The 21195-nt window shown below is 63.3% G+C and carries 21 protein-coding genes; 12 read left to right on the forward strand and 9 right to left on the reverse strand.

Features of this window, described 5'->3' with window-relative positions:
* Positions 1 to 4 precede the first annotated feature (4 nt).
* Positions 5 to 2290 (reverse strand): ribonuclease R, encoded by a 2286-nt coding sequence (gene rnr, locus IM737_RS02130; protein ID WP_236897940.1) that lies wholly within the window; start codon positions 2288 to 2290, stop codon positions 5 to 7.
* A gap of 410 nt (positions 2291 to 2700) precedes the next feature.
* Between rnr and IM737_RS02135 the strand changes: the two genes are divergently transcribed.
* Positions 2701 to 3750 carry a dipeptidase gene (locus IM737_RS02135; protein WP_236897941.1) on the forward strand — a complete coding sequence of 350 codons (1050 nt, stop codon included), beginning with the start codon at positions 2701 to 2703 and terminating at the stop codon, positions 3748 to 3750.
* Positions 3751 to 3873: 123 nt separating this feature from the next.
* Here IM737_RS02135 and topA read toward each other — a convergent pair whose 3' ends face one another.
* The gene (gene topA, locus IM737_RS02140; protein ID WP_236897943.1) at positions 3874 to 6498 is read right to left on the reverse strand and encodes a type I DNA topoisomerase; all 2625 of its coding nucleotides are present in this window, start codon (positions 6496 to 6498) and stop codon (positions 3874 to 3876) included.
* Between the two features lie 290 nt (positions 6499 to 6788).
* On the opposite strand from topA, the gene IM737_RS02145 reads away from it, so the two are divergent.
* Together IM737_RS02145 and murB are read left to right on the forward strand one after the other, a co-directional pair.
* Positions 6789 to 7820 carry an aldo/keto reductase gene (locus IM737_RS02145; RefSeq protein ID WP_236897945.1) on the forward strand — a complete coding sequence of 344 codons (1032 nt, stop codon included), beginning with the start codon at positions 6789 to 6791 and terminating at the stop codon, positions 7818 to 7820.
* 70 nt (positions 7821 to 7890) lie between these two features.
* Entirely contained in the window at positions 7891 to 8904 is a 1014-nt protein-coding gene (gene murB / locus IM737_RS02150; protein WP_236897947.1) for a UDP-N-acetylmuramate dehydrogenase, read from the forward strand.
* On the opposite strand, the gene dprA is transcribed toward murB, so the two are convergent.
* The 5 genes from dprA to ruvX all read right to left on the reverse strand — a co-directional run bounded on the left by dprA (position 8901) and on the right by ruvX (position 13457).
* Positions 8901 to 10025: a DNA-processing protein DprA gene (gene dprA / locus IM737_RS02155; RefSeq protein ID WP_236897950.1), complete on the reverse strand. Its 1125-nt coding sequence runs from the start codon at positions 10023 to 10025 to the stop codon at positions 8901 to 8903. The genes murB and dprA overlap by 4 nt on opposite strands.
* A 3-nt stretch (positions 10026 to 10028) precedes the next feature.
* Entirely contained in the window at positions 10029 to 10628 is a 600-nt protein-coding gene (gene plsY, locus IM737_RS02160) for a glycerol-3-phosphate 1-O-acyltransferase PlsY (RefSeq protein WP_236897952.1), read from the reverse strand.
* A 3-nt stretch (positions 10629 to 10631) separates the two neighbouring features.
* Complete coding sequence (gene pyrC / locus IM737_RS02165) at positions 10632 to 11927, reverse strand: dihydroorotase (protein ID WP_236897954.1); 1296 nt, start codon at positions 11925 to 11927, stop codon at positions 10632 to 10634.
* Entirely contained in the window at positions 11924 to 12910 is a 987-nt protein-coding gene (locus tag IM737_RS02170) for an aspartate carbamoyltransferase catalytic subunit (RefSeq protein WP_236897956.1), read from the reverse strand. The genes pyrC and IM737_RS02170 overlap by 4 nt, the downstream gene beginning before the upstream one ends.
* A 70-nt stretch (positions 12911 to 12980) precedes the next feature.
* Positions 12981 to 13457: a Holliday junction resolvase RuvX gene (gene ruvX / locus IM737_RS02175; RefSeq protein WP_236897958.1), complete on the reverse strand. Its 477-nt coding sequence runs from the start codon at positions 13455 to 13457 to the stop codon at positions 12981 to 12983.
* Between the two features lie 51 nt (positions 13458 to 13508).
* Here ruvX and IM737_RS02180 point away from each other — a divergent pair, with 51 nt between their 5' ends.
* The 6 genes from IM737_RS02180 to IM737_RS02205 all read left to right on the forward strand — a co-directional run bounded on the left by IM737_RS02180 (position 13509) and on the right by IM737_RS02205 (position 17441).
* Positions 13509 to 14042 (forward strand): hypothetical protein, encoded by a 534-nt coding sequence (locus IM737_RS02180; RefSeq protein ID WP_236897960.1) that lies wholly within the window; start codon positions 13509 to 13511, stop codon positions 14040 to 14042.
* Between the two features lie 85 nt (positions 14043 to 14127).
* A complete protein-coding gene (gatC, locus tag IM737_RS02185; protein WP_236897962.1) occupies positions 14128 to 14415 on the forward strand; it encodes an Asp-tRNA(Asn)/Glu-tRNA(Gln) amidotransferase subunit GatC in 288 nt (95 codons plus the stop codon).
* Positions 14416 to 14898 carry a GNAT family N-acetyltransferase gene (locus tag IM737_RS02190; RefSeq protein ID WP_236897964.1) on the forward strand — a complete coding sequence of 161 codons (483 nt, stop codon included), beginning with the start codon at positions 14416 to 14418 and terminating at the stop codon, positions 14896 to 14898. It abuts the gene before it with no gap.
* Positions 14895 to 15365: a hypothetical protein gene (locus tag IM737_RS02195; protein WP_236897966.1), complete on the forward strand. Its 471-nt coding sequence runs from the start codon at positions 14895 to 14897 to the stop codon at positions 15363 to 15365. Before IM737_RS02190 ends, IM737_RS02195 begins: the two co-directional genes overlap by 4 nt.
* The gene (gene gatA / locus IM737_RS02200) at positions 15362 to 16846 is read left to right on the forward strand and encodes an Asp-tRNA(Asn)/Glu-tRNA(Gln) amidotransferase subunit GatA (RefSeq protein ID WP_442874160.1); all 1485 of its coding nucleotides are present in this window, start codon (positions 15362 to 15364) and stop codon (positions 16844 to 16846) included. The genes IM737_RS02195 and gatA overlap by 4 nt, the downstream gene beginning before the upstream one ends.
* A gap of 277 nt (positions 16847 to 17123) precedes the next feature.
* Entirely contained in the window at positions 17124 to 17441 is a 318-nt protein-coding gene (locus IM737_RS02205) for a hypothetical protein (RefSeq protein ID WP_236897968.1), read from the forward strand.
* Here the strand turns inward: IM737_RS02205 and IM737_RS02210 are convergent.
* Both IM737_RS02210 and IM737_RS02215 read right to left on the reverse strand, forming a co-directional pair.
* Positions 17428 to 18069, reverse strand: a complete 642-nt coding sequence (locus IM737_RS02210) for a DUF998 domain-containing protein (RefSeq protein ID WP_236897970.1) — start codon at positions 18067 to 18069, stop codon at positions 17428 to 17430. The genes IM737_RS02205 and IM737_RS02210 overlap by 14 nt on opposite strands.
* A gap of 80 nt (positions 18070 to 18149) precedes the next feature.
* Positions 18150 to 18407 (reverse strand): YjhX family toxin, encoded by a 258-nt coding sequence (locus tag IM737_RS02215; RefSeq protein WP_236897972.1) that lies wholly within the window; start codon positions 18405 to 18407, stop codon positions 18150 to 18152.
* Positions 18408 to 18654: 247 nt separating this feature from the next.
* Here IM737_RS02215 and IM737_RS02220 point away from each other — a divergent pair, with 247 nt between their 5' ends.
* The 3 genes from IM737_RS02220 to gatB all read left to right on the forward strand — a co-directional run bounded on the left by IM737_RS02220 (position 18655) and on the right by gatB (position 21186).
* A complete protein-coding gene (locus IM737_RS02220) occupies positions 18655 to 18966 on the forward strand; it encodes a chorismate mutase (protein WP_236897974.1) in 312 nt (103 codons plus the stop codon).
* 25 nt (positions 18967 to 18991) lie between these two features.
* Positions 18992 to 19504, forward strand: a complete 513-nt coding sequence (locus IM737_RS02225; protein ID WP_236897976.1) for a GNAT family N-acetyltransferase — start codon at positions 18992 to 18994, stop codon at positions 19502 to 19504.
* Between the two features lie 182 nt (positions 19505 to 19686).
* Complete coding sequence (gene gatB / locus IM737_RS02230) at positions 19687 to 21186, forward strand: Asp-tRNA(Asn)/Glu-tRNA(Gln) amidotransferase subunit GatB (protein WP_236897977.1); 1500 nt, start codon at positions 19687 to 19689, stop codon at positions 21184 to 21186.
* Positions 21187 to 21195 lie beyond the last annotated feature (9 nt).

Consider the following 21195-nt stretch of genomic DNA (forward strand, 5'->3'; position numbering starts at 1 on the left):
CACATCACCTCTTCTTGCGGCCCTTTGGACCGTAAGACCTAGATGGGCGCTTCTTCTCCCGTCTCACAGATGACGGATTGACGCGTGCGCCTTCCGACAGGAGCTCGAACCGCAGGGCCCCAGCCACTGGGGCGGCCTCCAGCAGCCGGACGGTGACGCGATCGCCAAGCGCGAACTTCTCGCCAGTCTTGTCGCCGATCATGGCCTGCCGTTCTTCAACGTAGCGATAATAGTCCTGCCCCAGGGTCGAGGCCGGAATAAAGCCGTCAGCGCCGGTTTCGAGCAGGCGGACGAACAGGCCCGAGCGAGTGACGCCGGAAATGCGGCCTTCGAACTTGGCGCCGATCTTGGCGGCCAGGAACTGCGCCAGGAGGCGATCGGCGGTTTCCCGCTCAGCATTCATGGCCCGCCGCTCAGTGGCCGAGATGTGCTGGGCGATGCCGGGCAGCTTGAGGGCCTCATTCTCGGTCAGGCCATCGTCGCCGAGGCCCAAAGCCTTGATCAACGCGCGATGCACGATGAGGTCGGCATAGCGGCGGATCGGCGAGGTGAAGTGGGCGTAGCGATCGAGATTGAGCCCGAAATGGCCGACATTCTCGTTGTCGTAGATGGCCTGGGCCTGCGAGCGCAGTACCATTTCCGAAACCTGCTCGACGTTCCCCGCCTTGCGGGCCTGGCCAAGGATGCCATTGAAGTCGCTGGCGCGAACGCTGTCCGATTTCTTGATCGAGAGATCGAGCGAACCAAGGAAGTCCCGCAATGCCTGAAGCTTCTCGGACGATGGCTCGTCATGGACTCGATAGAGCAGCGGTGTCTTCTTCTGTTCCAGCGTCTCGGCGGCGGCAACGTTTGCCGCGATCATCATCTCTTCGATCAGCCGATGCGCGTCGAGACGTTCGGGAATGCGGATATCCTTCACCATGCCCTTGTCGTCGAGCACGATCTTGCGTTCGGGCAGATCGAGATCGAGCGGTCCACGCTGGTCCCGCGCCTTGGTCATGGCGTCATAGGCCGCATAGAGCGGGCGCAGGATGGGTTCTAGGATTGGGCCGGTCTTGTCGTCGGCATTGCCGTCGATCGCCGCCTGGGCCTGCTGGTAGCTCAGCTTGGCGGCCGAGCGCATCAGGATGCGATGGAACGTATGGCTGCGCTTCTTGCCATCGGCGCCGATAATCATCCGAACGGCCAAGGCAGCGCGCGGTTCGCCTTCCTTGAGCGAGCACAGCTCGTTGGAAATGCGCTCGGGCAGCATGGGCACGACGCGGTCGGGGAAATAGACCGAATTGCCGCGCAGATAGGCCTCGCGATCGAGCGCAGTCCCCGGCCGGACGTAAGCCGCGACGTCGGCAATGGCTACGGTGACGATGTGACCCTTGGGATTCGTCGGATCGGCGTCGGGCTCGGCATAGACCGCGTCGTCGTGATCCTTGGCGTCGAATGGATCGATGGTGATCAGCGGCACGTCGCGCCAGTCCTCGCGGCCCTTGAGATTGGTTTCTTGGGCTTCTTCTGCCTCGCGGATGACACTGGCTGGGAAGCGGTACGGGATTTCGAGATTGTGGATGGCGATCAGGCTGAGAGCGCCTTCCGACATTGGATTGCCGATGACGACAGTCACCTTGGCGCGCGGAATCATCAGCCGGCCGCTGAGCTTGACCTCGACCTCGACGAGATCACCATCCCTGGCATCCAGAAGGTCGCCCAGCGGAATGCGCATTTCCTTGTTTTTGCGATCGACCGGGATAAGCCGCGCACCGTCGTCGTCCATGCGGACGATGCCGATCTGGCCACGGCGCGGCTTGTCGAGGATCTTCATCGCCTTGGCGGTATAGACCGGGATATCGGCCTCGCCCGCGTCGATGCGGGCCAGGATGCGATCACCCGGCGCGGGTACGACGCGGGCATCGCGGCCCTGCAGCACAGCGACACGCGGCTTGTCGCCCTCTTCCTCGTTCCACTGTGCCGGGTAAGCGTGAAGATCGTCCGGATCGGCATCAGCAGGGATATCGAGCACGGTCACATGGGGCAGGGCGGCCGTGCGGCGTAAAGCCTTGCGGGTACGGGTGATGACGCCGTCGCCCTCAAGCTCTGCCAGCATCGCCTTGAACGGCCGACGCATGTCGCCGCGAATGCCGAACACCTTGGCAAGGTCGCGCTTGCCCTTGATGTCGGCCTGTTCGGCGAGGGCGGCAAGAAGTTGTTCGCGGGTGGGAAGTTCGGACGCCCGCGGCTTGAGGGCGCGCTTGGGGCCGGAGAGATTTTTGGGTTTTGAATTTGGTGGCTTGGCCATTGGGTCGTTTCTGAAAAGTTAGTGGATAGATAGGGCAATCCGGTGCGGATTGCCAATTTGGATTAGTGAGAGGGCGTTAAGCACCGGCGGGCATTGCACTGGCCGGAGCGCGGGCTGCGTGCTTCCTGAGCGCCACCATCAGATGGAGGCAATCGTGTACATTGTTCTTGGACTGCTCGGCGTGATCTGCACCGTTTTCGGCGCGGCCTTGTTTGGAATGCGGGTGTGGCTGGCATCGGTTGGCTCGTTCCCGGAGCCCTCGGCTACGCCCGGCTTCACACTAGGCCTCGGCCTTGTGTTTCTCTTCTTGGCCTTCAGGAGCTACAGGGCCCGTCGCGGCGTCTAGTCGGACCAGTCGAGCCCGGTGCTAGGATGGGCGGACCAAACGCCCGATTCTGAGGTTCATCCCATTGTCCGCCATTCCTTTCTTCGACGGCCACAACGACACCTTGCTCAAGCTGCTGGAGGTCGAGGGCACCGACAAGGAGCGGTCGTTCATCGAGGGTAATCCGGGTGGTCAACTCGATCTGCCGCGGGCGAAGCAGGCCGGCATGGCCGGCGGATTTTTCGCCATGTTCCCGCCGCCGCTGAAGAGCAACCTAGCCAAGGTCAGTGGCAGCACCGCCGGCCTCGATCCGAACCTGCCGCCGGAACTGGCGCAGACCGATGCATTGGCCGTCACCAATGGCATGGCATCGGTACTGTTCCGTCTGGAACGGGCGGGAGCGCTGGCGGTATGCCGTTCGGCCGCGGAGGTCCGTGCCGCGATCGACCGGCAACAGTTGGCCGCGATGTTCCACATCGAGGGCGCCGAAGCGATCGACACCGATTTCCGCTCGCTCGACGTGCTCTACGCGGCTGGCCTGCGATCCGTTGGCATCACCTGGAGTCGCGCCAATGCCTTTGGCACCGGCGTGCCGTTCCGCCACAATGTCGATCCCGACATCGGGCCGGGGCTGACCGATGCTGGCAAGGAGCTGGTCCGCGTCTGCAATGGCCTGGGCGTGATGATCGACCTCAGCCATCTCAATGCGGCGGGTTTCCGCGATGTCGCCTCCATCAGCACGCATCCGCTTGTGGCGACGCACTCCAATGTCCATGCCATCAGCCCGCATGCGCGCAACCTGGTGGATTGGCAACTCGCCGCCATCCGCGACAGCAAGGGCGTGGTGGGGCTGAATTACGCGACCGGTTTCCTGCAGCCCGATGGGGTCTTCCGCCCGGATACACCGATCGAACTCATGGTCCGCCATGTCGACGCGCTGGTGGAAGCCCTGGGCGAGGATGGCGTGGCCCTTGGCAGCGATTTCGACGGCGCGATGATGCCCGCCGAAATCAAGGACGTCACCGGTGTGCCCAAGTTGCTGCAGGCGTTGCTGGACAAGGGCTATGGCGAGGAACTGGTGCGCAAGATCGCACTGGGGAACTGGGTGGCGATGGTTGAGCGCGTGATGGGGTGAGGCGAACTACCCCCACCTGACCTCCCCCTGAAGGGGGAGGGACTGATCGAGTATCGGTTGCGATTTGGTCCCAACCCCAGCGCGGCTCCTCCCCCTTCAGGGGGAGGTTGGGTGGGGGCTCCCCTAGAACGGAACGTCTTCCGCCTTCACCGTCTTCTTCGGCGCCGCCTTCTTGGCAGCTGGCTTTTTCGCGGCGGTCGCCTTGGCGGCCGGTTTCTTGGCTGCGGCCTTCTTCGCCGGAGCCTTCTTGACCGTGGTGCCGGTGGCCTCGGCTCGCGCTGCGATCCAGGCAACAGCCTGATCCAGCGTCACATCCTCGGGCTTCACGTCCTTTGGAATCGTCGCGTTGATCTTGCCTTGGTTGACATAGGGGCCATAGCGGCCGGCGCGAACGGCGATAGGGCCGTTGTCGTGCTCGAAGGTCTGGATGGCGGCGATGGCCGCGCCGCCGCCGCGCTTGAAGCCGCCGGCAGCCTTCTGGGCCAGCAGATCGACCGCCCGGTTGATGCCGACGGTGAAGATTTCCTCGAAATCGGGCAGGTTGGCATATTTGCCGTCATGCAGGATGAACGGACCATAGCGACCCAGGCCCGCGACGATGGGCAGGCCACCATCAGGGTGCAGGCCCACATCGCGCGGCAGTGACAGCAGCTGCAGCGCCTTTTCCAGCGTCAGCGATGCAGCTTCCCAACCCTTTGGCAGGGAGCTTCGCTTGGGTTCCTTGCCGTCGCCGAGCTGGACATAGGGGCCGAAGCGGCCAGACTTGAGGAAGACCTCGTCGCCCGATACCGGATCGGTGCCGAGCACGCCATCGCCTGCGGCGGCTTCGCTGGACTGGCCGGAGGCCGCGTCCGAAAGCTGCATCGTGTGCTTACACTCGGGGTAGTTCGAGCAGCCGATGAAGGCGCCGAACTTGCCGAGTTTCAGCGAAAGCTGGCCGGTACCGCAGGTGGGGCAGCGGCGCGGATCGGACCCGTCTTCCTTGGGTGGGAAGATGCGGCTGGCAAGCAGCTCGTTGAGGGCATCGAGGACTTCGGAAACGCGGAGATCCTTGATCTCGTCGGTGGCGTGCGTGAAGTCCTTCCAGAAATTGCGCAGCACGACCTTGTAGTCGAGCTCGCCGGCCGAGACCTGGTCGAGCTGCTCTTCGAGGCCGGCGGTGAAGCCGTATTCCACATAGCGGGTGAAGAAGCTCTCGAGGAACGCCGTAACGATGCGGCCGCGATCTTCCGGATGCAGCGCCTTGCCCTCGAGACGGACATAGTCGCGGTCCTTGAGTGTGGTCAGCGTTGCCGCATAGGTGGACGGCCGGCCGATGCCGAGCTCTTCCATCTTCTTGATCAGGCTGGCTTCGGTGTAACGGCTCGGCGGCTGGGTGAAATGCTGCTCGATATCGACCTGCTGGAGGCTGGGCTTATCGCCCACGGCCAGCGGCGGTAGCTCGCGGCTTTCTTCATCCTCGTCATCCGGCTCGTCCGACTTGGCCTCAACGCCATAGAGCTTGAGGAAGCCGGGGAAGGTCACGACCGAGCCGACGGCGCGCAACTCGACAGCGCGGGCGGGGACGTTGACCGCGATATCGACGGTGGTGCGATCGATCTCGGCAGAGCGCATCTGCGATGCCAGCGTACGGCGCCAGATCAGGCCGTAGAGCTTGGACTGGTCGGCATCGAGGCTCAGCTGCTCGGGACGCTTGAACATGTCCGTGGGTCGGATCGCTTCGTGCGCTTCCTGGGCGTTCTTGGCCTTGGTCTGGTAGATGCGGGCCTTTTCGGGGAGGTATTCCTCGCCAAAATACTTGCCGATGACAGAGCGCGCCATGGCGATGCCCTCAGGGGCCATCTGCACGGCGTCGGTACGCATATAGGTGATAAGGCCGTCTTCGTAGAGCCGCTGGGCGATCTGCATGGTGCGATTGGGCGACAGGCCCAGGCGCGAAGAGGCATCCTGCTGCAGGCTCGACGTGGTGAAGGGCGCATAGGGATTGCGCTTGGTCGGCTTTTTTTCCACGTTGGAGACGTTGAACTGGCCGGCTTCGATGAGCTTCTTCAGTTCGGCGGCGTTCTCGCCGGTCTTGATGTCGAGCTTGTCGGTCTTCTTGCCGTCGACCGAGAACAAGCGGGCGAGGAAGCTCTTGCCGGACTGGGCCAGCTTAGCCTCGACGGACCAATATTCGTCCGCCTTGAACTTCTCGATCTCGGCTTCGCGGTCGGAGACGAGGCGCAAAGCCACCGATTGCACGCGCCCTGCCGAGCGAGATCCTGGCAGCTTGCGCCACAGGATCGGCGAGAGGGTGAAGCCGACGAGGTAATCGAGAGCGCGGCGGGCCAGGTAGGCATCGACCAGCGGCATGTCGATTTCGCGCGGTTTGGCCATCGCTGCGGTGACGGCGTCTTTGGTGATGGCGTTGAACACCACGCGTTGGACGGTCATGTCCTTCTTGATGGACTTCTTGGCCTTGAGCACGTCGAGCACGTGCCAGGAAATGGCCTCGCCTTCGCGATCCGGGTCAGTCGCCAGGATCAGGCCATCGGCGCCCTTGAGCGCATTGGCGATATCGGCGAGGCGCTTCTTGGAGGCGGTATCGACCTCCCAGGACATGGTAAAATCTTCGTCCGGACGGACCGAGCCGTCCTTGGCGGGGAGGTCGCGGACATGGCCGAAGGAGGCCAGGACTTCATAGCCCGAGCCCAGATATTTGTTGATTGTCTTGGCTTTAGCCGGACTTTCAACGACAACGACCTTCATGCCAATACCCGTTCCGCAACACTCGATAAGAAGTGGCGGAACATGGTGGAGCAGGGAACCCGTGTCAATGTGGGCAAATGGGCGGCCAATGCACTCTCTCTTAGAGAGAGAAAATTTCATTGATCGCATCAATCGCCATTCTGCGTCTTGCAACTGCCATACTAGATGTGCAGGAATGGTGCTGCGCGTTCTGCGCCCGCCCTTTCTGTGCATTGCTCCCTGATTGACCGGTCCGCGCCGTGGCGCCCGCCGTCCCTGAGCAACGCCGGGCGTTTCAGGAGGATTTTGATATGGAATATCGCAAGCTCGGTAATAGCGGCGCTATTGTTTCGGCCTACTGCCTCGGCACCATGACCTTTGGCGCGGAATCCGACGAGGCCACCTCGTTCCGGCTGATGGACGACTATGTCGCCGCGGGCGGCAACTTCATCGATACGGCTAATGTCTATAGCGCGGGCGTTTCAGAAGAGATCGTCGGCCGCTGGCTCAAGACCAAGCCGACCGGCCTGCGCGACCTGGTGATCACCACCAAGGGTCGCTTCCCTATGGGCGACGGGCCCAACCACCTGGGCCTGTCGCGCAAGAACCTGCGCGAGGCGCTCGATGCGTCGCTCAAGCGGTTGGGCGTCGAGCATATCGACCTCTACCAGATGCACGCCTTCGACGCGTTGACGCCATTGGAAGAGACGCTGCGCTTCCTCGATGACTCGATCGGTAACGGCAAGATTGCCTATTATGGCTTCTCCAACTTCCTCGGCTGGCAGCTGACCAAGGCGGTGTGGATTGCCAAGGCCAACGGCTACCAGCCGCCGGTGACGCTGCAGCCGCAATACAATCTGCTGGTCCGCGACATCGAGCATGAAATCGTGCCGGCTTCGCTGGATGCCGGGATCGGCCTCTTGCCATGGTCGCCATTGGGTGGCGGCTGGCTGTCGGGCAAGTACAAGCGCGACCAGATGCCCACAGGCGCAACGCGGCTGGGCGAAAACCCCAAGCGCGGCATGGAGGCGTTCGAGAAGCGCAATGCCAGTGCCATGACCTGGGAGGTCATCGGCGCAGTCGAGGATATCGCCAAGGCACGCGGTGCCACCATGGCCCAAGTCGCGCTGGCCTGGGTCGCCGCTCAGCCGGCTGTGACATCGGTGATCCTCGGGGCCCGCACGACCGAGCAGCTCGCGGACAATCTGGGTGCCGCCTCGCTGACCCTTGGCGGTGAGGAGATCGAGAGGCTTAGCGCCGCCAGCAAGCCGGAAATGTCGGACTATCCTTACGGCACCGGCGGTATCGGTCAGCGCAACCGCAAGATCGAAGGCGGCCGTTAACCGGCCCAATGCACGTTCGAGGCGGTTGGGCATTGCTCAACTGCCCCGAACAATGGTGTTTAGGCGCCGCATGACAGATCCGAGCCTCGCCTTGATTCCCGATTTTGATCTCTCGGCCCACAACACGCTGGCGCTGAGTGCCCGTTCGCACCTGGGCACCCGCATCACAGAGCCGGCCATGGTGCCACAAGTGATCGCCGAAGCAGCGGCGCTGGGCCTGCCGCTGCGTATCCTGGGTGGAGGCAGCAACGTGGTGCTGGCTCCCAGCTTTGACGGCATCACCGCACTGATCGCGATCAAGGGCCGGCGCGTGGTCGAGACGACGGAACAGGGCGTCCTGGTCGAAGCCGCCGCTGGCGAGACCTGGCACGAGCTGGTGACCTGGACGGTCGGGCAGGGGCTCGGCGGTATCGAGAACCTTGCCCTCATTCCGGGTACTGTCGGCGCCGCTCCGGTGCAGAATATCGGGGCCTACGGCGTCGAAGTGGCGGATGTGCTCGAGTCGCTGGTGGCTTACGACTGTTTCGACAAGCTGGAGCGCACCTTCCGCAAGGACGAATGCGCCTTCGCCTATCGCGACAGCATGTTCAAGCACGAGCCGGGCCGCTACGTCGTGCTGTCGCTCCGCCTGCGTCTGCCCACGCCATGGGTGCCCAAGCTGAACTTTGCGGGCCTGTCGGATATTGATGGCGAGCTGACGCCACAGGCCGTCATGGATCGCGTCGTAGCCCTGCGGAACTCCAAGCTCCCGGACTGGCGGGTCACGCCCAATGCCGGCTCCTTCTTCCAGAATCCGATCGTGTCGCCTGTTGATGCGCAGGCTGCGCTGACCGAGTTCCCCACGGCGCCAGCTTTCCCTCAGCCGGATGGGCAGTTGAAACTCTCAGCCGGCTGGCTGATCGAGAAAAGCGGCCTCAAGGGTTTCCGGCTGGGTCCTGTGGGGATGTCAGAGCGGCATGCGCTGGTGCTGGTCAATCATGGTGGCGCGGTGCAGGCAGACGTGGCTGCACTGGCCGAACATGTGAAGCGCACGGTGCGCGAGCGGTTCGGCGTGCAACTGCATGAAGAGCCGGTGTTCTGCTAGGCGTATTTCAACGCCACCAACTGCCCGCTCGACCATTCGATCTGCCCCGCCAGATCCAGCTCCAGGAGCAGCATCTGCATCGCCGAAGCTGACAGGCCCGACTGGCGCACCAACTCATCCACCTCGACCGGCGTAGAACTCAGCGCCGACAATAGGCGAGACTTGTCATCCTCGCTGGGTGGTGGCGTCTCTGGCGCCAGGTCTGGCTCCCAATCGCGGTCGAACAGGGCGCTGCGGCCGGGGTCGGCGCTACCCAGGGTCTCGATGATGTCGTCGGCGCAGGTGATCAGCTTAGCGCCCTGCTGGATCAGCGCATTGCCCCCCTCGGCACGCGGATCGAGCGGCGAGCCGGGGACGGCGAAGACGTCGCGGTTCTGTTCCAGGGCAAGGCGCGCAGTGATCAGCGAGCCACTGCGCTTGGCTGCCTCCACCACCACGATGCCAAGCGATAAACCCGAAACCAGTCGGTTACGCCTCGGGAAATCGCGGGCGCGCGGTTCCCAGCCAAGCGGCATCTCGGTCAGCAGCGCGCCGCCCTGGTCGAGAATATCGTGCGCCAGCGGAATGTTCTCATCAGGGTAAATCTTGTCGAACCCGCCGGCCAGCACGGCAATGGTGCCCGTTGCGAGCGTTGCTCTGTGGGCGGCAGTGTCGATACCGCGAGCGAGGCCCGAGACAACGGTATAGCCGCGTTCGCCCAGATCGGTCGCCAGCATGCGAGTCATCTTGATGCCGGCTGAGGAGGCGTTGCGCGCACCGACAATGCCGACCGTACGGTGCCAATCGAGGTTGGCCCCACCGGCCATGGTCAGTAGCGGCGGCGCGGCAGAGATATGGTGCAGGTGGTCGGGATAGTCTGGCTCGCAACTCGCCACCAGCCGCGCGCCGTACCGCGACAGGCCAGCGATTTCATCCTCGGCCTGGCTCTGGCTGGTGATCCGAACCGGCTTGCCGCCGCGCTTCATCAGCTCGGGCAGGGCCTCCAGCGCGGCCTCGGCCGAGCCGAACCTGTTGAGCAATTGGCGGAACGTGGCTGGCCCGACATTGTCGGTACGCAACAGCCGCAGCCAGGCGGTGCGTTGGGCCGGCGTCAGCAATGCGGCACCCGCTACAGGCGCCAAGGCTTAGGAGGCCTTCTTCTCGGAGCCGATCCTGGGCTCAGTGCCCTGTATCAGCCGGGCGATGTTCTCGCGGTGCTGGTAAAACAATAGCAGCGCCATGATCGCGGCGGCGCCGGCCAGCCATTCGTTGACGATGACATAGGCGAAGATCGGCGAGGTGGCGCTGGCCGTCAGCGCAGCCAGCGAGGAAAACTTGCGGGCAACGGCGATCAGCAGCCAGACGGCGCAGAAGATGAGACCCACCGGCCAGCTCAGCGCCAGCAGCGAGCCGATCGACACGGCGACACCCTTGCCGCCCTTGAAGTTGAGCCAGACCGGAAAGCAATGGCCGGCAAAGGCGGCGATGCCGGCCAGCATGGCGGCGTTTTCGCCCCAGTAGTAGCGCGCGATCAGCACCGGCACGGCGGCCTTGGCTGCATCGAGGATCAAGGTGGCCAGCGCCACCCAGCGATTGCCGGTGCGCAGCACATTGGTGGCGCCGATATTGCCCGAGCCGATGGTGCGGATATCGCCGAGGCCGGCGGCTCGCGTCAGAATAAGGCCGAAGGGTATGGAGCCGCAGAGATAGCCCAGGACGACGGCATAGATCAGGCTGACGGTCACGGCTTAGTCCTCCGCATGCGTGTGGACGGTTTGCCCGGCCACGATTGTGCGCATCACCTTGCCAGCAAGCCGCGCGCCTTCAAAGCTGGTATTGCGCGATCGCGAGCGGATTTCGCGCTCACTGACCTGCCAGGGATAGTCGAGATCGAACAGGATCAGGTCTGCTGGCGCCCCGATGGCGATGCGGCCCGAGGCGAGGCCAAGGATATCGGCGGGCCGGCTGGTCATGGCGCGCAGCACCGTCATGAGGTCCACGTCGCCGGAATGAACGAGGCGCAAGGCGGCGGCGAGCAGCGTCTCAAGGCCGATGGCGCCGTCCGAAGCCTCAGCGAAGGGCTGGCGCTTGACCTCCGTATCCTGCGGATCGTGGTCGGAATGGATGGTGTCGATAGTGCCGTTGCGCAGGCCCTCGATGACCGCCTGGCGATCGTCCTCCGATCGCAGCGGCGTCGACAGCTTGAAGAAGGTGCGGTAGCGGCCAATGTCGTTTTCGTTGAGCGCCAGGTTGTTGATCGAAACGCCAGCCGTAACATGCGGATTACGCTTCTTGGCCGCTGCCATCAGCTCGATCGAGGCGGCACAAGAGATTTGCGCGGCGTGATATCTCGTACCGGTAAGGGCGGCGAGCTGGAGGTCGCGGGCCAGCGGGATGGTCTCGGCCTCACGTGGAATGCCCTTGAGACCGAGAATGGTGGCGAACAACCCTTCGTTCATGACCCCGTCGCCCGTCAGGCTCGTGTCAGACACGTGGTGCACGACCGTCATGCCGTAATTGGCGGCATAGCTCATCACGGTGCGGAGCAGGGCGGTCGACTGGATGGAATGGCGGCCATCGGTGAGGCAGACGGCACCCGCTTCCTGCAGCAGGCCGAACTCGGTCATTTCCTGCCCAGCCAGCCCCTTGGTGATGGCGCCGGCCGGGAGGACATTGACCTTGCTCGTGGCCTTGGCGCGGCGGATCAGAAAGTCCACCAGCGCGCCATCGTCCACTACGGGGGCAGTATCGGGCATCATGACGAAGCTGGTGACACCACCAGCCGCTGCCGCATCGCCAGCCGATTGCAGCGTTTCGCGATACTCCTTGCCGGGCTCGCCGGTGAAGACGCGCATATCGATCAGGCCGGGCGCCAGGATCAGGCCCTTGGCGTTGATCACAACGGCATCGTCAGGCACGCCGATGGGGCCGCCGATGGCGATATGGGCAATGACGCCATTCTCGACCAGTACGGCACCCTTGGCATCGGTATGCGAGGCGGGATCGACGATGCGGGCATTTTCGATGAGAAGAGGCCGGGTCATTCTTCATTCCTCGCCGGCAGAAGTGCATCGAGCACGGCCATGCGGACGGCGACGCCCATTTCCACCTGCTCGTTGATGACCGATTGCACGCCATCGGCAATGGCCGGGTCGATCTCGACGCCGCGGTTCATCGGCCCCGGATGCATGACGATGGCGTCGGGTTTGGCGTGGCTCAGCTTTTCAGTGTCGAGGCCGTAGAAGCGGTAATACTCGCGCACCGAGGGGATCATGCGGCCATTGGCCCGCTCATGCTGCAGGCGCAGCATCATCACCACGTCAACGCCTTCCAGGCCTCGGCGCATGTCGGTAAACACCTCGGTGGCGAGGTGTTCGATACCCGCCGGCAGCAGGTTGCGCGGGGCAATGACGCGGGTGCGGACATTGAGCGCGCCGAGCAGCAGCAGGTTGGAGCGGACGACGCGTGAATTGGCGATGTCGCCACAGATGGCCACCGTCAGCCCGGAAATACGGCCCTTGTGGCGGCGGATGGTGAGGGCATCGAGCAGCGCCTGCGTCGGGTGCTCGTGCGCACCGTCGCCGGCATTGATCACCGCGCAGCCAACCTTCTGGCTCAGCAGTTCCACGGCGCCGGCAGCCGAGTGGCGAACCACGATGACGTCGGGCCGCATCGCGTTGAGCGTTGCGGCCGTATCGATCAGCGTCTCACCCTTGGAGACCGAACTGGACTTCACCGACATGTTCATCACCAGCGCGCCCAGGCGCTTGCCGGCGATTTCGAACGAACCCTGTGTCCGGGTGGAGGGTTCGAAGAACAGGTTGATCTGGGTCTTGCCTGTCAGGGTGGGGTGCGATTTCCGCTCCTGTCGCGACACCGGCACCATGGCTTCGGCGCGGTCGAGCAGGTCGATGATCTCATGTTGCTTGAGATCGGCGATCGACAGCAGATGCTTCTGGCTGAAAGGGGGAAAGTCGCCGGACGGACCGGCGGGCGTGTTGGTCTTGCTGGCGCGAGCTTGGGCCATGCGCTCCCATCCCTGATATTTGCTGCGGTCTAGCGGAGGGGGGCCGGGGATTCAACCGTTTGTTGACTTATCAACGACGAAGACGGTCGAGCGCGCCCTGCAGGATGTAACTGGCCGCCAGCTTGTCGACGACTTCGGCGCGACGATCGCGGCGCAAATCGGCCTCGATCATCATGCGGGTCACGGCGCTGGTGGAGAGGCGCTCGTCCCAGAAGGCGATGGGCAGTGTGATGCGCTGGGCCAGGCTGCGGGCGAAAGCCCGGGTCGACTGGACGCGCGGGCCTTCCGATCCGTCCATGTTCAACGGCAACCCGAGAATGATGGCGACGATGGCATTCTGCGCGATCAGCTCGTCCAGCCGGATCGCATCCTGCGTGAACTTGGTGCGCTTGATGATCTCGAGCGGCGTCGCCGAATAGCGCATGCCATCCGAAATCGCGACACCAATGGTCTTGGTGCCGAGGTCGAGGCCCATGATCCGGCCGGTTGGCGGGATCGATTCGAGGGGATTGGCGAAGTCTTCGGTCAATGGGGTCTCGCTTGCCACGGTCGGCTCGTCCTATAGGCTGCAGCCGGATTTGGCGACAGGAAACGATGGATGAAACTGACCTGGTTCGGCGGGACGACGGTGCGGATACACATTGGCGGATCGATTCTGGTGATCGACGCTGACCGTGCACCCGCCGGCATCGATGCGGCCGAACTTGTATCGGGTGCGGATACGGTGGTGCACGGCTTTGGTGCCGAGCTTGCCCTGGTCGATACGGCCGCATGGGCGCCTCGCAAGGCGCCGCGGGTGCTCGATGAGGCGGATCATCTGCCGGTCGTCGAGGTCTGGTCGGCCGGAGCCGGTGCAGTGCTCGTCGATGCGGTCGGTGAGCCGCCGCTGCTGCTGATTGCCGGCGAAGTACCGCCCCTGGCGCGCTGGGCGGAGAGTGCCGTCGTGGCGCTGTTCGGGGACGGCGCGGGCCTTTCCCGCATGGGTTTGGCGCTGCTGGCCGAAACCGCGCCGCGCCTCATTGCCTTGGCCGGAGACGAGGCCGCCATCGACGCGGCCATTAGTGCCATCCGTGGCGCCCTCGACGGGACCGGCGTCGTCTCGCTGGAAGCGGGGTTGGCTGTGGAAGTCTGATGCGTCGCATCAGCCATTTTCATTGTCTTTTTTGGCGCGCCGTTGCTAATACGCCATCAATACGCCTCGTATCGCTGGAGTTCTCATGTCCGTCGACGCCACCACCGTAAAGCGCATTGGTCGCCTGGCGCGCATTCGCATCGAAGAGGGCGAAGTTGCTGCCTACCAGGAAGAGCTCAATGCCATCCTGGGCTTCGTCGAACAGCTGGGTGAGGTCAATGTCGATGGCGTCGAGCCGATGACGTCGGTGACGCCGATGACGCTGCGCCGCCGCGACGACGTCATTTCTGATGGCGGCTACCCCGAACAGATCGTCAGCAATGCGCCGCTGAGCGAAGACAACTTCTTCATGGTCCCCAAGGTGATCGAATAGATGAGCGTCACGATCGCCATCGAGACCCCGCTGCAGGATGACGTTCGCGACCTCGTGGCGCGGCTCAACGATCATCTGCTGCCGCTGTCGCCGCTCGAATTCCAGTTCAAGATGACCGTGGAGCAGATGGCTGGCAGCGATACGACGCTGTTTGTTGCCCGCGACGAGAATGGTCGCGCCATCGGCATGGGTGCCCTCAAGGTGCATTCGCCCGAAATGGGCGAGGTCAAGCGCATGTTCACCGACCCCTCCGTGCGCGGCCAGCGCGTCGGCTCGCGCCTGCTCGATGCCATTGTCGGCTTGGCGCGTGACAAGGGCCTGTCCGTCGTCATGCTCGAAACCGGCACTGGCCCCGGCATGGCCGAAGCCCATCGCCTCTATACCCGCGCCGGCTTTGCGGTCCGCGGTCCGTTCCTCGATTATCCAGATAGCGAATGGTCGGCATTCTTCGAAATGCCGTTGCAGCAGGAGGTTGGCGTATGATTCGCGTTCTGGTTGGACTTGTCCTTATCGCCCTGTCGCTGCCGGCGGTCGCGCAGGAAGACTATGTCGAACCCCAGATCGACCAATCCAAGGTCTATGTCTCCGATCCGGCAGCCTGCCAGGCGCTGGAGCAAAATGGCGTCCAGGCTCTGTTCGAGGGCGAGGGCTTCACCATGCTCAGCTTCCCGCGCGGGATCGACGGCATGGAATTCAACTGCCACTTCTTCGACGTGAAGGAACGCAAGGGCAACCGGTTCCTGTTCGTCGACGCCGTCTGCGAACTGCCCGGCGAAGTCTATCCCGACACGCTGTCCATCAGCCCCTGGGACGAGACGCAAATCCAGGTGGTTTCCACCTATGACAGCATGATGGTGATGTCTGGCGGCATGGAACCGCCGGGCCCGACCACCAATCCCGGCGTGACCATGTACACCCGCTGCGACAATCTGAGCGAGATTCCCCGTTGACCGAACTGACGAAACTGAGCCTGGCCGATGCCCGCAAGGGCCTCACCGCCAAGAGCTTCACCGCCACCGAACTGACCGGCGCCTATCTCTCGGCGATCGAAAAGGCCAATCCCAGCCTCAACGCCTACGTGGCGGTGACTGGAGACCAGGCACTAACAATGGCCAAGGCCAGTGACGAAAAGCTGGCCAAGGGGCAGGGCGGTTCGCTCGAAGGCATTCCGCTCGGCATCAAGGACCTGTTCGGTACCAAGGGCGTCCATACCCAGGCTGCCAGCCACATCCTCGACGGCTTCAAGCCGGAATATGAGTCGACCGTTACGAGCAATCTCTGGCGCGACGGCGCCGTCATGCTGGGCAAGCTCAACATGGATGAGTTCGCCATGGGCTCGTCCAACGAGACCAGTTATTACGGCCCGGTTATCAACCCGTTCCGCGCCGAAGGCAGCAATGCCAACCTGGTGCCCGGCGGCTCGTCCGGCGGCTCGGCTGCGGCGGTTTCGGCTTGGCTCTGTGCTGGTGCCACGGCCACCGACACCGGTGGCTCGATCCGCCAGCCAGCGGCCTTCACCGGCACCGTCGGCATCAAGCCGACCTACGGCCGCTGCTCGCGCTGGGGCGTGGTGGCGTTCGCATCGTCGCTCGACCAGGCCGGGCCGATCGCCCGCACGGTGGAAGACGCGGCGATCATGATGACCTCGATGTCAGGCTTTGACCCCAAGGATTCGACCAGCGTCGATCTGGCAGTGCCGGATTTTGCGGCCGCTGTCGAACGCGGCGTCAAGGGCCTGACCATCGGCGTGCCGCGCGAATACCGCATGGACGGCATGCCCGACGAGATCGAAAAACTGTGGAGTCAGGGCCTCGAATGGCTCAGGGCCGAAGGCGCTACGGTCAAGGATATCAGCCTGCCGCACACCAAATATGCCCTGCCTGCCTACTACATCGTGGCTCCTGCCGAAGCCTCGTCCAACCTGGCGCGTTATGACGGCGTGAAGTATGGCCTGCGCGTATCCGGCAAGGATATCACCGACATGTACGAGCTCACCCGCGCTGCCGGTTTCGGCCGCGAGGTGAAGCGCCGCATCATGATCGGCACTTACGTGCTGTCGGCCGGCTATTTCGACGCCTACTACGTCAAGGCGCAGAAGGTACGGACGCTGATCAAGAAGGACTTCGAAGACGCCTTCAATGCCGGCGTCGACGCGGTGCTGACGCCCGCCACGCCGTCGGCCGCCTTCGGTGTCGGCGACGAGGCGCTCGCCGCCGATCCGGTTGCGATGTATCTCAACGACGTCTTCACCGTGACGGTCAACATGGCCGGTCTTCCGGGCATCGCTGTGCCTGCCGGCAAGGACGCCAAAGGGCTGCCGCTGGGCCTGCAGCTCATCGGCAAGCCCTTCGACGAAGAGACGCTGTTCGCAGCGGCGCGGGTTATCGAAAAAGCTGCTGGCGGGGATTTTGCGCCGAAGGCTTGGTGGTAGCGACGCCGTTCCGCGCGTGAGGCTACCCCCACCCTCATTCCCTCCCCACAAGGGGGAGGGAGGCCGCACCGAGGCCGCTAAACTCTCAGTCGACTACCTCCCCTAGATGGGGAGGGATCAAGGGTGGGGTGGGCAGCAAGCACCGGCCTGCAGTTTACCCCAAACTCCCACGCCACTTGATCCACAGCGCATTCCGCCTTATTTGGCGCCAATGCACAAATTGAAATTGGTTGTGACGTCGCCCCACGTGGCGTCCGGGCCGACAAGGGTTTCTCCGATGGCCGCTGACATTTTCTCCTCGCTCGACTGGTCCGAGCCGCCCAAGGATATGGGCAAGGCCCTGCAGGCTTTGTGGTGGCTCAAGAAGGGCGAGCTGCGCGTTGGTCCGGAATGGGAGCAGGCGCACAACATCGTCCAGGCGATGGAAGGCGTGCAGGCATTCGACTGGGTTCATGCATTGATGCACTGGATCGAAGCCGACATGGGCAATGCCGACTATTGGTACCGCCGCGCCGGCAAAAAGCGCGCCACCGCCAGTGTGGGCGCCGAGTGGGAACACATCGCTGCCGCGCTGAGCGAAGTCACGAAGCACTAGGCCGGAAATAGCCCCGCAAGATCAGCGCGCCGGCCACCATGTACCAGATGGTGTGCGGCCAGGCGGCGATGCGCTCCATGACGCCGCGGCCCAGGCCCAGGTAGATTTCGAGTGCATAGAGAATGAAGGCCAGCAGGGTGACCGCGCCCGTGGCCAGTGTGTATGTGGCGAAGGCCCGGTAGTCGCGCCACAGCACGGTCCCCATAGCTAGCATGCCGAAGCCGGCCACAAAGAGGGCCAGGATCGCGCCGACCATATGCAGTGGCAGGAAGACGTTCAGCGGAAACAGCCCGACAAGCATGCTGCCATCGCCGCCGCCAACGGCCAGCAGCCATAGCGCAGCCGTCGTCATCGCGCCGCGCGGCCAAAGCGTGCGGGTGAACCAGACGCCGAGCACGACCAGCACACCGTTCAGCACCATGCCGCCGTTGAAGACCCAATGCAGCGGCGAACAGTGCGGGACCCCGCCGTCCGGAATCAGGTCCCCACACGCTGTGAGGCCGAGATTGCTGATATCCTCGTGGATCATCGAATAAGCGGGCCACGCCTGCTGGGCGAGATACTGGGCAATGAAAAACTCGACGGTCAGCAGCCAGAACACGGCACCGAGGCGAATCTGGTTGGTCATGCTCGGCTCCCTTGCAGGCAGCAGTCAGCGGCGTGGCGCCGGATTTGTCAAATCACGCGGAAGAATCGGTAGCTCTACAGCTACCGATTGTCATACTCGCTCCGCACCAGCTCGAGACCGCGCCTTGTAATACGGTACGGCTGGCCGCCGGACGACTTGATCGCCTTCTTGGCTTTGAGCTTCCTAAACAGCGCCAGGCTGCAATTGCTCATCAGCCAGCCTTCGCGGTTGAAGAATTCGAGACCGGTGATCTTACCGGCGTCGTTTTTGAGCAGCGCAATGCGGCCGCCCTGCGCGAGTGCGTGCAGCACCCGCTGTTCGTCTCGGGAAATGTCCATTGTAAGTCGGATGCCTGTAGGCGGCGGATCATGGATCCGCGAACAAACTTGACCACCCGACGGCATCGCGCTCGGCGGGCAGCTGGTTCATTCATGCCCCGTCGCACGGACGGGGCTTCAGGCGAGCTCGGACTTGCTAAACATTCGGGTTTGATAGCGCCGGATAGACCAATTGCGCAAGCCGGGCGGTTGAAATCGCAGCCCGGTCGGTGCAAACCAGCAACAGCAAAACTGACTGGACCCTGCCGTGACCGCTCCCAAGCCGCCTGCCGAATGCCAAACCAAGGATGACGTCCGCGCCGAGATCGACCGGGTCGATCAGGCATTGCTCACCCTGTTTGCCGAGCGGCATCGCTATGTGACCCGCATGGCGCAGATCAAGACCGATCCGCACGAGGCCTATGACCCCGTGCGTATCGAGGCCATCATCGCCAAGGTCCGCGACCGCAGTTTGGGCCTTGATCTTGACGAGGATCAGGCCGAACTTGTGTGGCGGACCCTTATCGATTGGAACATCAATTACGAGAAGGGCATCATCGCGGCGCGGCGCCGCAGCTAGGCCCGTTGGGCCAAGGAGGCCCAGCATGCCAGGCATTTCCATTCGCAAGGCGGAAACATCCGATGCCCGCCGCCTCGCCGATATCGCCTACCGCGCCTGGGAAAGCGGCATCTATCCGCTGCTGACCGAGCAGGCGGGTGTCAAGGAAGCCGAGCAGCGCCGGCTGGCACAAGCGGTGAGCGAGACGCTGAGCCGGATCATCGTAGCCGAGGTCGACGGCATTGTCGTCGCCTGGTGTTCGCGCTCGTCGCGGCGTGCCTATATTCCGTTCCTCTTCGTCATGCCGGAACTGCAGGGCCACGGCCTCGGCTCGATGCTGCTGCGGCGCATGGAATCGATACTGGAACTGGAAGGCGCCGACCGCGTGCATCTCGAAACGCCGGCCGACAACGTGCGGGCTGTGCGGTTCTACGAGAAACAAGGCTATCGAATCCTGGCGCTGCGGCCCGACGGCCGCGCGGCGCACGAGCCCTTCATGAGCGTGCACCTGGAAAAGCAGCTGATGCCGTTTGAGGGCGATATCGACGACGAGGATTAGTCGTCTTAACAAACACGGTCGTCACCCTCGGGCCTGACCCGAGGGCTCTTCACTTATGAACGCACCGCAAGTGTAGACCCCTCGGGTCAAGCCCGAGGGTGACGCACGGTGGTTGGGCATTGCATCGCGCGCCGCTCATAAGTAAGCACTTACTCAACCTTGCCTCGCCTCAGGACGTCCAATTGACCCTCATCGACACGCGCACGCCCAATCCCAAGAGCTTCATCGCTGGCTCGACCGGTGACTGGGAAGTCATCATCGGCATGGAAGTTCACGCGCAGGTGACGTCCGAGAGCAAGCTGTTCTCCGGCTCGTCGACCGAGTTCGGCAATCCGCCCAATTCCAACGTTTCTTTCGTCGATGCGGCCATGCCCGGCATGCTGCCCACCATCAACGAGGAATGCGTGCGCCAGGCCGTGCGGACGGGGCTGGGCCTCAAGGCGCAGATCAACAAGCGCAGCGTGTTCGATCGCAAGAACTACTTCTATCCGGACCTGCCGCAGGGCTACCAGATCAGCCAGTTCAAGGACCCGATCGTCGGCGAGGGCATCGTGCTGCTCGACATGCCCGAAGGGCAGATCGAAATCGGCATCGAGCGCCTTCACCTCGAACAGGATGCCGGCAAGTCGATCCACGACCAGCACCCGAACATGAGCTTCGTCGACCTCAACCGTTCCGGCGTGGCGCTGATGGAAATCGTCAGCAAGCCCGATCTGCGCTCGTCCGAGGAAGCCAAGGAATATCTGGGTAAGCTTCGCACCATCCTGCGCTACCTAGGCACCTGTGACGGCAACATGGAGCAGGGCTCCATGCGCGCCGACGTCAATGTCTCGGTCCGCAAACCGGGCGGTGAATTTGGTACGCGCTGCGAGATCAAGAACGTCAACTCGATCCGTTTTGCCGGTCAGGCCATCGAATACGAAGCTCGCCGCCAGATCGATATCCTCGAAGATGGCGGCAGCATCGACCAGGAAACTCGCCTCTACGATCCCAAGACCGGCGAAACGCGCTCGATGCGCTCCAAGGAAGAAGCGCATGACTATCGCTACTTCCCCGATCCGGACCTGCTGCCACTCGAATTCGACGACGCGTTTGTTGCCAAACTGGCAGAGGGCCTGCCGGAACTGCCGGACGAGAAGAAGGCCCGCTTCGTTGCCGACTACGGCGTCACCGCCTACGACGCCATGGTGCTGACGCTCGATCGCGAAACGGCGGATTATTACGAGTCCTGCGTCGCCTTCGGCGGCAACAAGCGCGACGGCAAGGCCGTGGCCAACATCCTCAATGCCGACGTGGCGGCCTTTGCCAACAGCCAGGGCCTGGCTGTGTGGGAAACGCACCTCAAGCCGAGCCAGATCGCTGGCATCGTCGACCTCGTTGCCGCGGGGACGATTTCGTCCAAGGGCGCCAAGGACCTGCTGCAGGTGATCATCGCTGAGGAGCCCGAGGGCGAGCCGGCAGAGATCGTCGAGCGTCGCGGCATGAAGCAGGTGACCGACATGGGCGCCATCGAGGCCATTGTCGACGAGATCATCGCCGCTAATCCCGACCAGGTTGCCAAGGTTCTGGCCAAGCCGACCATGATCGGCTGGTTCGTTGGCCAGGCCATGAAAGCCTCTGGCGGCAAGGCCAACCCACAGGCGCTGAACGACCTGATGAAGAAGAAACTCGGCATCGAGTAGTCAAAAGAA

Origin of the sequence: Devosia sp. SL43 (genome assembly GCF_021729885.1) — a bacterium.
Classification (GTDB): domain Bacteria; phylum Pseudomonadota; class Alphaproteobacteria; order Rhizobiales; family Devosiaceae; genus Devosia.